This is a genomic window from Oryzisolibacter sp. LB2S (genome assembly GCF_040732315.1).
Taxonomy (GTDB): domain Bacteria; phylum Pseudomonadota; class Gammaproteobacteria; order Burkholderiales; family Burkholderiaceae_C; genus Alicycliphilus; species Alicycliphilus soli.
On record NZ_CP160388.1, the window covers coordinates 828,692 to 842,520 of the forward strand.

At 63.9% G+C, this 13,829-nt stretch carries 15 protein-coding genes and 2 tRNA genes; 14 read left to right on the forward strand and 3 right to left on the reverse strand.

What is annotated here, in order from left to right; genetic code table 11:
- Positions 1-5 precede the first annotated feature (5 nt).
- Together rpoZ and ABUE11_RS03910 are read left to right on the forward strand one after the other, a co-directional pair.
- A complete protein-coding gene (gene rpoZ / locus ABUE11_RS03905; RefSeq protein ID WP_367067774.1) occupies positions 6-209 on the forward strand; it encodes a DNA-directed RNA polymerase subunit omega in 204 nt (67 codons plus the stop codon).
- A 106-nt stretch (positions 210-315) separates the two neighbouring features.
- Positions 316-2,580 (forward strand): bifunctional (p)ppGpp synthetase/guanosine-3',5'-bis(diphosphate) 3'-pyrophosphohydrolase, encoded by a 2,265-nt coding sequence (locus ABUE11_RS03910; protein WP_367067775.1) that lies wholly within the window; start codon positions 316-318, stop codon positions 2,578-2,580.
- Between the two features lie 6 nt (positions 2,581-2,586).
- Here the strand turns inward: ABUE11_RS03910 and greB are convergent, their stop codons facing one another.
- The 3 genes from greB to ABUE11_RS03925 form a co-directional block, all read right to left on the reverse strand.
- Positions 2,587-3,150, reverse strand: coding sequence for a transcription elongation factor GreB (gene greB / locus ABUE11_RS03915; protein ID WP_367067776.1), 564 nt, complete (start codon positions 3,148-3,150; stop codon positions 2,587-2,589).
- A 61-nt stretch (positions 3,151-3,211) separates the two neighbouring features.
- Positions 3,212-3,288, reverse strand: a tRNA-Arg gene (locus ABUE11_RS03920).
- A gap of 168 nt (positions 3,289-3,456) precedes the next feature.
- Positions 3,457-3,738, reverse strand: coding sequence for a hypothetical protein (locus ABUE11_RS03925; protein ID WP_367067777.1), 282 nt, complete (start codon positions 3,736-3,738; stop codon positions 3,457-3,459).
- Positions 3,739-3,972: 234 nt separating this feature from the next.
- On the opposite strand from ABUE11_RS03925, the gene rpsO reads away from it, so the two are divergent.
- The 12 genes from rpsO (at position 3,973) to nuoF (ending at position 13,822) form a co-directional block, all read left to right on the forward strand.
- Complete coding sequence (gene rpsO, locus ABUE11_RS03930) at positions 3,973-4,239, forward strand: 30S ribosomal protein S15 (protein ID WP_367067778.1); 267 nt, start codon at positions 3,973-3,975, stop codon at positions 4,237-4,239.
- A gap of 228 nt (positions 4,240-4,467) precedes the next feature.
- Positions 4,468-6,678 carry a polyribonucleotide nucleotidyltransferase gene (gene pnp, locus ABUE11_RS03935; RefSeq protein ID WP_367067779.1) on the forward strand — a complete coding sequence of 737 codons (2,211 nt, stop codon included), beginning with the start codon at positions 4,468-4,470 and terminating at the stop codon, positions 6,676-6,678.
- A 103-nt stretch (positions 6,679-6,781) separates the two neighbouring features.
- On the forward strand, positions 6,782-7,786 hold the full coding sequence (locus tag ABUE11_RS03940) for an NAD(P)H-quinone oxidoreductase (RefSeq protein ID WP_367067780.1): 1,005 nt from the start codon (positions 6,782-6,784) through the stop codon (positions 7,784-7,786).
- Positions 7,783-8,544 carry a triose-phosphate isomerase gene (gene tpiA, locus ABUE11_RS03945; protein ID WP_367067781.1) on the forward strand — a complete coding sequence of 254 codons (762 nt, stop codon included), beginning with the start codon at positions 7,783-7,785 and terminating at the stop codon, positions 8,542-8,544. Before ABUE11_RS03940 ends, tpiA begins: the two co-directional genes overlap by 4 nt.
- 29 nt (positions 8,545-8,573) lie before the next feature.
- Positions 8,574-8,936, forward strand: a complete 363-nt coding sequence (gene secG, locus ABUE11_RS03950) for a preprotein translocase subunit SecG (RefSeq protein ID WP_367067782.1) — start codon at positions 8,574-8,576, stop codon at positions 8,934-8,936.
- Between the two features lie 128 nt (positions 8,937-9,064).
- Positions 9,065-9,149: transfer RNA gene (locus tag ABUE11_RS03955), tRNA-Leu, on the forward strand.
- Between the two features lie 73 nt (positions 9,150-9,222).
- Entirely contained in the window at positions 9,223-9,582 is a 360-nt protein-coding gene (locus tag ABUE11_RS03960; RefSeq protein WP_367067783.1) for an NADH-quinone oxidoreductase subunit A, read from the forward strand.
- Positions 9,583-9,609: 27 nt separating this feature from the next.
- Positions 9,610-10,089, forward strand: a complete 480-nt coding sequence (locus tag ABUE11_RS03965) for an NADH-quinone oxidoreductase subunit B family protein (protein ID WP_367067784.1) — start codon at positions 9,610-9,612, stop codon at positions 10,087-10,089.
- Between the two features lie 9 nt (positions 10,090-10,098).
- Positions 10,099-10,707 carry an NADH-quinone oxidoreductase subunit C gene (locus tag ABUE11_RS03970; protein WP_367067785.1) on the forward strand — a complete coding sequence of 203 codons (609 nt, stop codon included), beginning with the start codon at positions 10,099-10,101 and terminating at the stop codon, positions 10,705-10,707.
- Positions 10,708-10,734: 27 nt separating this feature from the next.
- A complete protein-coding gene (locus ABUE11_RS03975) occupies positions 10,735-11,988 on the forward strand; it encodes an NADH-quinone oxidoreductase subunit D (protein WP_367067786.1) in 1,254 nt (417 codons plus the stop codon).
- Positions 11,985-12,476 (forward strand): NADH-quinone oxidoreductase subunit NuoE, encoded by a 492-nt coding sequence (nuoE, locus tag ABUE11_RS03980; RefSeq protein WP_367067787.1) that lies wholly within the window; start codon positions 11,985-11,987, stop codon positions 12,474-12,476. The genes ABUE11_RS03975 and nuoE overlap by 4 nt, the downstream gene beginning before the upstream one ends.
- The gene (gene nuoF, locus ABUE11_RS03985) at positions 12,473-13,822 is read left to right on the forward strand and encodes an NADH-quinone oxidoreductase subunit NuoF (protein ID WP_367067788.1); all 1,350 of its coding nucleotides are present in this window, start codon (positions 12,473-12,475) and stop codon (positions 13,820-13,822) included. Before nuoE ends, nuoF begins: the two co-directional genes overlap by 4 nt.
- Positions 13,823-13,829 lie beyond the last annotated feature (7 nt).

The window sequence follows — 13,829 nt, forward strand, 5'->3', positions numbered from 1 at the left end:
AACCCATGGCCCGCATTACCGTGGAAGACTGCCTCGAGCAAGTTCCCAACCGTTTCCAGCTGGTGCTTGCCGCCACCTATCGCGCCCGCATGCTCAGCCAGGGGCATGCACCCAAGATCGAGAGCCGCAACAAGCCCGCCGTGACCGCGCTGCGCGAGATCGCCGCCGGCAAGGTGGGTCTGGAGATGCTGAAAAAGGTTCCAGGCTGAGTTGACGACAGTCTGATCCCTGGCCGCTATGGCAAAAAAGCACCGTTGATACGGTGCTTTTTTTTGCAGATGCACCATGGGCACCGGTGCACGTTACATTTACGCTATGAATGGCGGGTTCAACAAGGCAGTTGCAGTCGGCGCGAAGGCCGAGTCTGCTGCGCCCAGCGGCGCATCGGCGGCCGTGGCCAATGCGGCGGCTGCGAGTTTTGCTGCGCTGCTGGAAAAGCTGGACTACCTCGACGCCGCCGGCATCGAGCAGGTGCGCCAAGCCTATCGCTATGCCGACATGGCCCACCTGGGCCAGCTGCGCAACAGCGGCGAGCCCTATATCACCCATCCGATCGCCGTCGCCGCGCTGTGTGCGAGCTGGAAGCTGGATGCGCAGGCACTCATGGCCGCATTGCTGCACGACGCCATGGAGGATTGCGGCATCACCAAGGCAGATCTGATCGAGCGCTTCGGTGCACCCGTCGCGGATCTGGTGGACGGACTGACCAAGCTCGACAAGCTGCAGTTCAACACGCGCGAGGAAAGCCAGGCCGAGTCCTTTCGCAAGATGTTGCTGGCCATGGCGCGCGACGTGCGCGTCATCCTCATCAAGCTGGCCGACCGCACGCACAACATGCGCACGATGTCGGACATGCCGCGCAGCAAATGGGGTCGCATATCTTCCGAGACACTGGAAATCTACGCGCCGATCGCACATCGGCTCGGGCTCAATCAGACCTATCGCGAACTGCAGGATCTGGCGTTTCGTCATCTGCATCCCTGGCGCTATGCCACGCTGTCCAAGGCCGTCAGCAAGTCGCGCAACCGCCGCCGCGACATCGTTCAGAAGGTGCAGGCCGATGTGGCAGCGGCCTTCGCGCGACTGGGCATGCAGGTTCGACTCGCGGGGCGCGAGAAGACGCTCTATGCCATCTACCAGAAGATGAGCCTGAAGAACCTGAGCTTCGCCCAGGTGAGTGATCTGTACGGCTTTCGCGTCATCGTCCCGTCGGTGACCGATTGCTACACCGCGCTGGGGGTGCTGCACCAACTCTACAAGCCGGCTCCAGGCAAGTTCAAGGACCACATCGCAATAGCCAAGGCCAATGGCTATCAGTCGCTGCACACCACGCTCGTGGGCCCGGCGGGCTTGAACGTGGAGTTCCAGATCCGTACCGAGGAAATGCATATCGTGGCCGAGGCCGGCGTCGCCGCGCATTGGCTCTACAAGGCACAGGATGCAGGCGGCGCCGCAGCCGAGCGCATGGGCACGAAATGGCTGCAGTCGCTGCTCGACATTCAGAACGAGACCCGTGACGCCGCGGAATTCTGGGACCATGTCAAGGTCGACCTGTATCCCGATGCGGTCTATGTGTTCACGCCGCGCAGCCAGATCCTGGCGCTGCCGCGCGGTGCGACGGCGGTCGATTTCGCCTATGCCATCCACAGTGACGTGGGTGACAAAACCACGGGCGTGCGCATCAACGACGAGCAGGTGCCTTTGCGTACCGAGCTCAAAAATGGCGACGTGATCGAGGTCATCACCGCCGATGGGGCGCGTCCCAATCCCGCGTGGCTGGCATTTGTGCGCACGGGCAGGGCACGCTCCAAGATTCGCCACTACCTCAAGACCCTGGCGCAGAGCGAATCGGCGGGCCTGGGTGAGAAGCTGCTGACGCAGGCATTGCGTGCCGAGGGCATGGAGCAACTGCCCGACGAGCAGACCCATGCCGCGATCTGGGACAAGCTGCTGCGCTTCACCGGCAACAAGACGCGCGCCGAGCTCATGACCGACATTGGTCTGGGCAAGCGCATCGCCGGCATCGTGGCCAAGCGTCTCGTGGTGTTGTTGACCGAGGACGGCCAGCGACCCGACGCGCTGCTGCTTACGCGTGAGCGCTTTGGTGCGCACGAGAAGGTGTCGCAAGGGGGCATCACCCTCGATGGCAGCGAAAGCGCGACCGTGCAATACGCTACCTGTTGCCGCCCCGTGCCGGGCGACCCCATCGTCGGCTATCTCGGCCGCGGTGAGGGCCTCGTCGTGCACCATGCGCAATGCGCCGTGGCCAACAAGCTGCAGCACAAGGATGGTGAGCGTTTCATCACGGTGGACTGGTCGGATGAACCCACGCGCAGCTTCGAGACGGGGATTACCGTCACCGTGGCCAACGGCAAGGGCGTGCTCGCGCGCATTGCGTCCGAGTTCGCGGACTGCGAGGCGGACATCGTGCGCGTGGACATGGATGACGCGATGGATACCTCGGACCTGCGCTTCGTCGTCACCGTGCGCGACCTCGCCCATGTCGAGGCCGTGCTGCGCGCCTTGCGCCGCACCCATGCAGTCCTGCGCGCGTTCCGTGTGCTGCCACAACCGGGCTGAGCAAGCCTATTGCGATTTCTGCGGCTGGGGGTAGGACACGGCCACAATTTCCAACGTGCGGGTCCCGGCGGGTGTTTGCAACACCACCTCGTCTCCCTCGCGGGCCTTGATCAGGGCCCGCGCCACGGGCGAGACCCAGCTGACCTGCTGCAGTGCGTTGTCCGCCTCGTCCACGCCCAATATGGTCACCGTGCGCTCCGTGCCCTCATCGTCGGCATAGGTTACGGTGGCGCCGAAGAACACCTGATCGCTGCCCGCATGCACGGACGGGTCGACCACCTCGGCAATCTCCAGGCGTTTGGTCAGAAAGCGGATGCGGCGGTCTATCTCGCGCAGCCGCTTCTTGCCGTACAGATAGTCGCCATTTTCCGATCGATCGCCGTTGCTGGCCGCCCAGTGCACGATGTCGACCACCTTTGGGCGCTCTTCATCGATCAAGGAAAGCAGCTCGGCGCGCAGCCGTGCATAGCCCTGTGGCGTGATGTAGTTCTTGCCGCCGCCGACGACGCCAGTCTCCGGCATGATGTCGTCGTCATCGGCATCCGATTCCTTGGTGAAAGCCTTGCTCATGCGTCAATGATGCACGGAAACGAAAAAGCCCTGAGTCCTTTCAGACTCAGGGCTTGTCGTTTGGTGCGGCTGGCAGGAATCGAACCCACGACCCCTTGGTTCGTAGCCAAGTACTCTATCCAGCTGAGCTACAGCCGCTAAGCTTTGAATTGTAGCATGAAAATTTCATGCTTCTTCAAAAAATCGCCGTTTTGGTGAGGTTTGCTTGTGAAGATCATCTGCAGACCCCGCCGCGGTGGCGATGGCGTGATTGTAGCGGAGTTTTTGACCCGTTCACGCAAAGTCGTGTGCGGGTGCGCATGTTTGTCAGCGGCGCGTGTAGCCACGGCAGGCGCCCGCGTTGGGCAGGCCCTGGCATTCGCGGTACAGGCGGCGATCGCGTTCCGCCGTGCTCTCGCCGGAATGGTTTTGCTGGTGTTTGATCTTCACGGCGCGGGATTTGGCCTTTGGCTGTGTTGACTTGCTACTGGCCTGGCGGCTCGAGTCGCCGCTTGTCGCGTGGCAGGGGGTGGCTGTCTGCAGGAGCAGGGCCACGGCGCCCAGGGCCAGCAAAAGGGTGGGGGTGCGTTGAGCAGGTGGTGTGGTCATGGCTTCTCCTTGGCGTCCTCGCGACGCCCCTCGGCTGTCAATGTTGTGGGGTGGAAGATTGAATACTGCCGCCGGCCATGGGCATTCGGTGCCGTCCGGGTAGGCAAACAAGGGTGCAGGCATTACAATCAACAGGTTTTGCATGGTGCAGAACGCACGCCGGTGGTCATTCCAGCCGCCGGCGCAAGTAAAACCAGGGGCGCGTTCCGTGCGGCCCCGCTTCAGGAAAACATCATGATTGCATCTTCCATCAAGGCCGAAGTCGTCAAGGCCAACCAGCGCGCCGAAAACGACACGGGCAGCCCCGAAGTTCAAGTGGCGCTGCTGACGGCACGCATCAACGAGCTGACGCCCCACTTCAAGCAGCACGCCAAGGACCACCACGGTCGCCGCGGCTTGCTGCGCATGGTGAGCCGCCGCCGCAAGCTGCTGGACTACCTCAAGGCCAAGGACGCTGACCGCTACACCGCCCTGATCGCCAAGCTGGGCCTGCGCAAGTAAGCAGTACCACATGAAAGAACGCCTGGGTTAGCGTGCTGACTCAGGCGTTTTTTACTTCACCCTTCCACGGAGGCTCTTCAAGCAGAGCGAAGCTGTGTCATTCCATACCCGTACGTGCTGCGTAATTCGTAGCTGCCCGCGCGTGTATGGAATGGCATCGCGGTCTGTTTGACCTCCAACACCAGGCTGCTACTGCGGTAACAGCTGCATTTTCAGGAGCAAACCGCCATGACGATGTTCAACAAGGTCACCAAGACCTTCCAATGGGGTCAGCACAGCGTGACCATGGAAACCGGCGAGATCGCGCGCCAGGCCTCCGGCGCCGTGCTGGTCAATATCGACGACACCGTGGTGCTGGCCACCGTGGTCGCGAGCAAGTCCGCCAAGCCCGGCCAGGACTTCTTCCCGCTGACGGTGGACTACATCGAGAAGACCTACGCCGCCGGCAAGATCCCCGGCAGCTTCTTCAAGCGCGAGGCCAAGCCCAGCGAGCTGGAGACGCTGACTTCCCGCCTGATCGACCGCCCCATCCGCCCGCTGTTCCCCGAGGGTTTCTACAACGAGGTGCATGTGGTCATCCACACCATCTCGCTCAACCCCGAGGTCGACGCCGACATCGCCGCCATGATCGCCACCAGCGCCGCGCTGGCCGTCTCGGGCATCCCGTTCAACGGCCCCATCGGCGCCGCGCGCGTGGGCTACATCAACGGTGAATACGTGCTCAACCCCGGCCAGACGCAGCGCAAGAACAGCCAGATGGACCTGGTCGTCGCCGGCACCGAGGCCGCCGTGCTGATGGTCGAGTCCGAGGCTCTGCAACTGCCCGAGGACGTGATGCTGGGCGCCGTGGTGTTCGGCCACGAGCAGGGCAAGATCGCCATCGACGCCATCCACGAACTGGTGCGCGATGCCGGCAAGCCCGTGTGGGACTGGCAGCCCGAGCCCAAGGACGAGGCCCTGATCGCCAAGGTGACCGCGCTGGCTGAGGGCCCGCTGCGCGCCGCCTACCAGAACCGCAACAAGCAGCTGCGCACCCAGGCCTGCCGCGAGGCGTATGCGGCCGTCAAGGCCGGTCTGACGGAGCAGGGCGTGGAGTTCGACGCCGTCAAGGTCGACAACATGCTGTTCGACATCGAGGCGCGCATCGTGCGCGGCCAGATCCTGGCCGGCGAGCCCCGTATCGACGGCCGCGACACCCGCACCGTGCGCCCCATCGAGATCCGCAGCTCCGTGCTGCCGCGCACCCACGGCTCGGCCCTGTTCACGCGTGGCGAGACGCAGGCCCTGGTCGTGACCACGCTGGGCACCGAGCGCGACGCGCAGCGCATCGACGCGCTGGCCGGTGAATTCGAGGACCGCTTCCTGTTCCACTACAACATGCCTCCCTTTGCCACGGGCGAAGTGGGCCGCATGGGCTCGACCAAGCGCCGCGAGATCGGCCACGGGCGCCTGGCCAAGCGCGCGCTCGTCGCCTGCCTGCCGAGCAAGGAAGAGTTCCCCTACACCATTCGCGTGGTGTCGGAAATCACGGAATCGAACGGTTCGTCGTCCATGGCCTCGGTCTGCGGCGGCTGCCTTTCGATGATGGACGCCGGCGTGCCCATGAAGGCGCATGTGGCTGGCATCGCCATGGGCCTGATCAAGGAAGACAACAAGTTCGCCGTGCTGACGGACATCCTGGGTGATGAAGATCATTTGGGCGACATGGACTTCAAGGTGGCAGGCACCACCGCCGGCATCACGGCACTGCAGATGGACATCAAGATCCAGGGCATCACCAAGGAAATCATGCAGGTCGCCCTGGCCCAGGCCAAGGAGGCGCGCATGCACATCCTCGGCAAGATGCAGGAAGCCATGGGCGAGGCCAAGGCCGAGATCTCCAGCTTCGCGCCCAAGCTCTTCACCATGAAGATCAACCCGGAGAAGATCCGCGACGTGATCGGCAAGGGTGGCGCCACCATCCGTGCGCTGTGCGATGAGACCGGCTGCCAGATCAACATCGAGGAAGACGGCACCATCACCATTGCGTCGAGCGACTCGGCCAAGGCCGACGAGGCCAAGCGCCGCATCGAGGAGATCACCGCCGAGGTCGAGGTGGGCAAGGTCTACGAAGGCCCGGTCACCAAGATCCTGGACTTCGGAGCCCTGGTCAATCTGCTGCCGGGCAAGGATGGCCTGCTGCACATCAGCCAGATCGCCCACGAGCGCGTGGAGAAGGTCAGCGACTACCTGCAGGAAGGCCAGATCATCAAGGTGAAGGTTCTGGAAACCGACGACAAGGGTCGCGTCAAGCTGTCCCTGAAGGCCTTGACCGAGCGTCCGGCCGGCATGCCCGAGCGTGAACCGCGCGAGCCGCGTGAACCCCGGGGCGAGCGTCGCGAGCGCCGTGACAACGGCAACGGCAACGGCAACGGCAACGGCGCCCCAGAGCAGCAGTAAACCGCCGGCAGTCCCCTGGCCTGATGCAGGTGATGCTATTGAAATATGAGCTTTAGGCGCTTGCGCAGCAATCGTCTGAGCCATAAATTGATCCAAATTGCACATGAAGACTGTGATGCAAGCGGTGGAGATCGCGGCCTTTGGCCCGCCCGAAGGGCTGTGCCTCGTGCAGCGCCCTCTGCCGCAGCCTGGCGCCGGTGAACTGCTGATCCGCGTTGCGGCCAGCGGTGTGAACCGCCCCGACGTGCTGCAGCGCAAGGGGCATTACGCGCCGCCGCCAGGGGTCTCCGACCTGCCGGGGCTTGAGGTCGCGGGCGTCGTCGAAGGCGGTGACGCGCAGGCCATGGCGCAGGCGGGCATTGCCGTGGGCGACCATGTCTGCGCGCTGGTCGCGGGCGGCGGCTATGCCGAGTACTGCGTGGCACCCGTGGCGCAATGCCTGCCGGTGCCGGCGGGCCTGAGCGACGTGGAGGCGGCTGCGCTGCCCGAGACCTTCTTCACCGTGTGGAGCAATGTCTTCGATCGCGCGCATCTGCAGGCGGGTGAAACCCTGCTCGTGCAGGGCGGCAGCAGCGGCATAGGCGTGACGGCCATCCAGCTGGCGCGCGCCCGCGGTGCCACGGTCATCGTCACCGCGGGCAGCGACGAGAAATGCGCGGCCTGCATGTCGCTGGGCGCGCATCACGCCATCAACTACCGCACGCAGGACTTCGTCGCCGAGGTGCAGCGCATCACCGGCGGGCGCGGCGTCGATGTCGTGCTCGACATGGTTGCCGGCCCGTATGTGGCGCGTGAGGTCGAGTGCCTGGCCGAGGATGGGCGCATCGTCATCATCGCCGTGCAGGGGGGTGTGCAGGCCGAGCTCAATGCCGCGCTGGTGCTGCGCAAGCGCCTGACCATCACCGGCTCCACGCTGCGCCCGCGGCCCGTGGCCTTCAAGGCCGCGATCGCCCAGGCGCTGCGCGAGCAGGTGTGGCCGCTGCTGGCGGCGGGCCAGATCAGACCCGTGATCCACAGCGAGTTCGCAGCGGCGGATGCCGCCCAAGCCCATGCGCTGATGGAGTCGAACCAACATATTGGCAAGATTGTTTTGAGGTGGACGACATGACACAGAAGCAAAAACTCATCGCCGGCAACTGGAAGATGAACGGCAGCCTGGAGGCCAACGCCGCACTGCTGCAGGCGCTGCGCGAGGGTGTGGGCCAGCCCGCCTGTGCGGTCGCGGTTGCCGTGCCCGCGCCGTATCTCGCGCAGGTGCAGTCGCTGGTGGCGGGTTCTCCGATCGCGCTCGGCGCGCAGGATGTCTCGCAACATGCGGCGGGCGCGTTCACGGGCGAGATGTCGACGGCCATGCTGCGCGACTTCGGCGTGCGCTATGTGCTCGTCGGTCATTCCGAACGTCGTCAATACCATGGCGAGACCGATGTCGTCGTGGCCGCCAAGGCCGGGCAGGCGCTGGCGGCGGGCATCACGCCCGTCGTGTGCGTGGGCGAGACCCTCGAAGAGCGTGAGGCCGGCCAGACCGAGGTCGTGGTCAGGCGCCAGCTTGCGGCGGTGATCGAGGCCAGCGGCGGCGCTGTCGCCGACATGGTGGTCGCCTACGAGCCGGTCTGGGCCATAGGCACGGGCCGCACGGCCACTCCCGAGCAGGCGCAGGCCGTGCATGCCGTCCTGCGCGCGCAACTGGCGGCGGCGACCGAGCGTGCCGCGCATGTGCCGCTGCTGTACGGCGGGAGCATGAACGCCGCGAATGCCGCGCAGCTGCTCGCGCAGCCCGATATCGACGGCGGCCTCGTGGGCGGCGCCTCGCTCAAGGCCGCAGATTTTCTACAAATTATTGCTGCAACGCAGACTGTGCAGGCGTAGGCGGCTACTGAATTAGGAGTTGATGGAACATGAACGCAATAGTGAATGTGATTCTGGCGGTGCAGATGCTCACCGCGCTGGGCATGATCGGGCTGATCCTGATCCAGCATGGCAAGGGCGCCGACATGGGCGCGGCCTTTGGCAGCGGCAGCGCGGGCAGCCTCTTCGGCGCCAGCGGCAGCGCCAACTTCCTGTCGCGCACCACGGCGGTGCTGGCGACGGTGTTCTTCGTGGCCACGCTGGCACTGGCCTATTTCGGCAACCAGCGTCCGGCAAGCACCGGCAGCGTGCTGGAGCAGCCTGCTGCCGTGGTGCCCGCGACCACGGCACCTGCGACGGAGACGCCGGCCGCCGAGCCTGCCACGGGCGCGGATCAGATTCCCACCAAGTAAGTTCAACGAGGCGTCGCGAAAAAAACGCCTCTTGGTTTGTGCCAGGGTTTTTCCGAGGTAGAATCCTCTGCTGTCTGGAAAGCAAAAACCGCATCACTGGTCCTCAAGCCATCCAGATGCACACAGAAGCCGTCGTGGTGAAATTGGTAGACACGCTATCTTGAGGGGGTAGTGGCGAAAGCTGTGCGAGTTCGAGTCTCGCCGACGGCACCAAAATAAAAAACCGTCTCACGGGTCCGCAATGCGCGACTTGGGGGCGGTTTTTCAACGGTGAGAGCGTCGCTAGATGAACCTCGATCAATACCTCCCAGTTCTCCTGTTCATCTTGGTCGGCATCGGCGTCGGTGTCGTGCCTCTCGTGCTGGGTTATGTGTTGGGGCCCAATCGCCCCGATCCGGCAAAAAACTCCCCCTACGAATGTGGCTTTGAGGCGTTTGATGACGCGCGCATGAAGTTCGATGTGCGCTACTACCTCGTTGCCATCCTGTTCATTCTGTTCGATCTGGAGATCGCTTTCCTCTTTCCCTGGGCGGTTGCCTTGCAGGATGTCGGGGTGACGGGCTTTGTGGCCGTCGTGGTGTTCCTCTCCATCCTGGTCATAGGTTTTGCCTACGAGTGGAAGAAGGGCGCCCTGGACTGGGAATGAGCCGCGTGCAGCACAAGGAATGACGCAATGATTGAAGGTGTGATGAAGGAAGGCTTTGTCACCACCAGCTATGACGCGGTGGTGAACTGGGCCAAGACCGGATCGCTCTGGCCCGTGACCTTTGGTCTGGCCTGCTGCGCGGTGGAGATGATGCATGCCGCCGCGGCGCGCTACGACCTTGCGCGCTTCGGTGCCGAGGTATTTCGTGCCAGCCCCCGTCAGTCCGACCTGATGATCGTGGCGGGCACGCTGTGCAACAAGATGGCGCCCGCGCTGCGCAAGGTCTATGACCAGATGGCCGAGCCGCGCTGGGTGATTTCCATGGGTTCGTGCGCCAACGGCGGTGGCTACTACCACTACAGCTATTCGGTGGTGCGCGGTTGCGATCGCGTGGTGCCGGTGGATGTGTATGTGCCCGGCTGCCCGCCCACGGCCGAGGCCTTGATCTACGGCATCATCCAGCTGCAGCAGAAGATTCGCCGTACGCAAACCATTGCGCGCGTTTGAGGGGTTTCGATGACCGATATTGCCATTCACCCTGAAGCGCTGCGCAGCACCGTGGCCCAAGCGCTCGGCGACAAGATCCGCGACATCACAGTGGCGCTCGGCGAGGTCACGGTGGTCGTTGCCGCCGCAGACTACCTGGACGTCATGAAGACTCTGCGCGATGCGCCTGGTTGCCGCTTCGAGCAACTCGTGGACCTGTGCGGCGTCGACTATTCCACGTACCGCGAGGTCGGAACGGATGGTCCGCGCTATGCGGTGGTCACGCATTTGTTGTCCGTTTCGCTGAACCAGCGCCTGCGCGTGAAGGTGTTCTGCCCCGACGACGATTTTCCCGTGATCGCCTCGGTGACCGATATCTGGAGTGGCGCCAACTGGTTCGAGCGCGAGGCCTTCGACCTGTTCGGCATCGTGTTCGATGGTCACAGCGACCTGCGCCGCATTCTCACGGACTATGGCTTCATCGGTCATCCGTTCCGCAAGGATTTCCCGCTGTCGGGTCATGTCGAGATGCGCTACGACCCCGAGCTGCGTCGCGTCGTCTACGAGCCCGTGACCATCGAGCCGCGTGAGATCACGCCGCGCATCATCCGTGAAGACAACTATGGAGGCCTGCACTGAGGCGCGGGTTCGCCGGGGTGTCCAATCATGGCTGAAATCAAGAACTATTCCCTGAACTTCGGGCCGCAGCACCCTGCGGCGCACGGTGTGCTGCGTCTGGTGCTCGAGCTCGACGGCGAGGTGGTGCAGCGCGCCGACCCTCATGTCGGCCTGCTGCATCGTGCGACCGAAAAGCTGGCCGAGCACAAGACATACATCCAGTCCTTGCCCTATATGGACCGCCTGGACTATGTGTCGATGATGTGCAACGAACAGGCCTATTGCCTGGCCATCGAGAAGATGCTGGGCATTGAGGTGCCGCTGCGTGCCAAGTACATCCGCACGATGTTTGGCGAGATCACGCGCCTGCTCAACCACCTGATGTGGCTGGGCTCCAATGGCATGGACCTGGGTGCCTCCACGGTACTGATGTACACCTTCCGCGAGCGCGAGACCCTGTTCGACATGTACGAGGCGGTTTCCGGTGCGCGCATGCATGCCGCCTATTTCCGTCCCGGTGGCGTGTACCGCGATCTGCCCGACACCATGGCCCAGCTCAAGCCGAGCAAGGTGCGCAGCGCCAAGGCCGTGGATGAATACAACCGCAATCGCCAGGGCGGCCTGCTCGACTTCATCGACGATTTCTGCGCCCGGTTCCCGGGCTACGTGGACGAGTACGAGACCCTGCTGACGGACAACCGCATCTGGAAGCAGCGCACCGTCGGCATCGGCGTCGTCTCCCCCGAGCGTGCGCTGAATCTGAGCATGTCCGGCGTGATGCTGCGCGGCTCGGGCGTGGCCTGGGACCTGCGCAAGAAGCAGCCCTACGATGCCTATGACCGCGTGGACTTCGATGTGCCACTGGGCAAGAACGGCGACTGCTACGACCGCTATCTGGTGCGCGTGGCCGAGATGCGTCAATCGAACCGCATCATCAAGCAATGCGTCGATTGGCTGCGCGCCAATCCCGGCCCCGTGATCATCGACAACCACAAGGTGGCGCCCCCGTCGCGCGAGCGCATGAAGACCGGCATGGAGGATCTGATCCACCACTTCAAGCTGTTCTCGGAAGGCTTCCGCGTGCCCGAGGGCGAGGCCTACGCCGCGGTCGAGCACCCCAAGGGCGAGTTCGGCATCTACCTGGTGAGCGACGGTGCCAACAAGCCCTATCGCCTGAAGATCCGCGCGCCGGGTTTTGCACATCTGGCCGCGTATGACGAACTGACACGCGGTCACATGATCGCCGACGCCGTTGCGGTCATCGGCACCATGGACATCGTGTTCGGAGAGATTGATCGATGATTACCGAAGCGACCAAGGCGCGTTTCGCGCGCGAAGTGGCGAAGTACCCGCCCGAGCAAAAGCAGTCCGCCGTGATGGCCTGCCTGTCCATCGTGCAGCAGGAGCAGGGCTGGGTGAGCCAGGAGAGCGAAGCGGTGATCGCGGAGTACCTGGGCATGCCCGAGATCGCCGTGCACGAGGTCACCACCTTCTACAACATGTACAACCAGCAGCCGGTGGGCAAATACAAGCTGGCCGTGTGCACCAATCTGCCGTGCCAGCTGCGCGGTGGCAACGAAGCGCTGCATCACCTCGAGTCCAAGCTCGGTATCGCCATGGGCGAGACCACGGCGGATGGCATGTTCACGCTGCAACAGTGCGAATGTCTGGGCGCCTGCGCCGATGCGCCCGCGATGCTGGTCAATGACCGCAACATGTGCAGCTTCATGGACAACGACAAGCTCGATCAGCTGGTCGACGGCCTGCGCGCCGCGGAGGGCAAGCAATGACCACGGCCGCACAAGTTCTGGCGCAGTTCCAGGCCACGGGCGTACAGACCTGCTTCCACGACCGCCATATCAACCCGCAGATCTATGCCGGCCTCAATGGCAGCAACTGGAGCCTCAAGGACTACGAGGCGCGCGGTGGCTATGCCGCCCTGCGCAAGATCCTGGGCAAGGATGGCGGCGAGGGTCTGACGCAGGATCAGGTGATCGCCACCGTCAAGGAGTCCGGCCTGCGTGGCCGCGGCGGTGCGGGCTTTCCCACGGGCCTCAAGTGGAGCTTCATGCCGCGCCAGTTCCCGGGGCAGAAGCACCTGGTCTGCAATTCCGACGAGGGTGAACCCGGCACCTGCAAGGACCGCGACATCCTGATGTACAACCCGCACATCGTGATCGAGGGCATGATCATTGCCGCGTACGCGATGGGCATCTCGCTGGGCTACAACTACATCCACGGCGAGATCTTCCAAGTCTACGAGCGCTTCGAGGCCGCCCTCGAGGAGGCGCGCGCCGCCGGCTACCTGGGTGACAACATCATGGGCAGCGCCTTCAGCTTCCAGCTGCAGGCGCACCATGGCTTCGGCGCCTACATCTGCGGCGAGGAAACCGCGCTGCTCGAATCGCTCGAGGGCAAGAAGGGTCAGCCGCGCTTCAAGCCGCCGTTCCCGGCCAGCTTCGGCCTGTATGGCAAGCCGACCACCATCAACAACACCGAGACCTTCGCGGCGGTTCCCTGGATCATCCGCAACGGCGGCCAGGCCTATCTCGAGTGCGGCAAGCCGAATAACGGTGGCACCAAGATCTTCTCCGTCTCCGGTGACGTGGAGCGCCCGGGCAACTACGAGATTCCCCTGGGCACGCCGTTTGCCAAGCTGCTCGAGCTCGCCGGTGGCGTGCGCAACGGTCGGCAGCTCAAGGCCGTGATTCCGGGCGGCTCGTCGTCTCCGGTGCTGCCGGCCTCCATCATGATGGAGTGCACCATGGACTATGACTCCATCGCCAAGGCTGGCTCCATGCTGGGCTCGGGCGCCGTCATCGTCATGGATGATTCGCGCGACATGGTGGAGTCGCTGCTGCGCCTGTCCTACTTCTATCAGCACGAGTCCTGCGGGCAGTGCACGCCCTGCCGCGAGGGCACGGGCTGGCTCTGGCGTGTGGTCGATCGCATACAGCACGGCCAGGGACGCAAGGAAGACATCGAGCTCCTCGATTCCGTGGCGTTCAACATCATGGGCCGCACCATCTGCGCGCTCGGTGATGCGGCGGCGATGCCGGTGCGCGCCATGATCAAACATTTCCGCCACGAGTTCGAGGCCAAGATCGAGGCCGCAGCCAAGGCGTCTGCCGCCTGATCGCGAG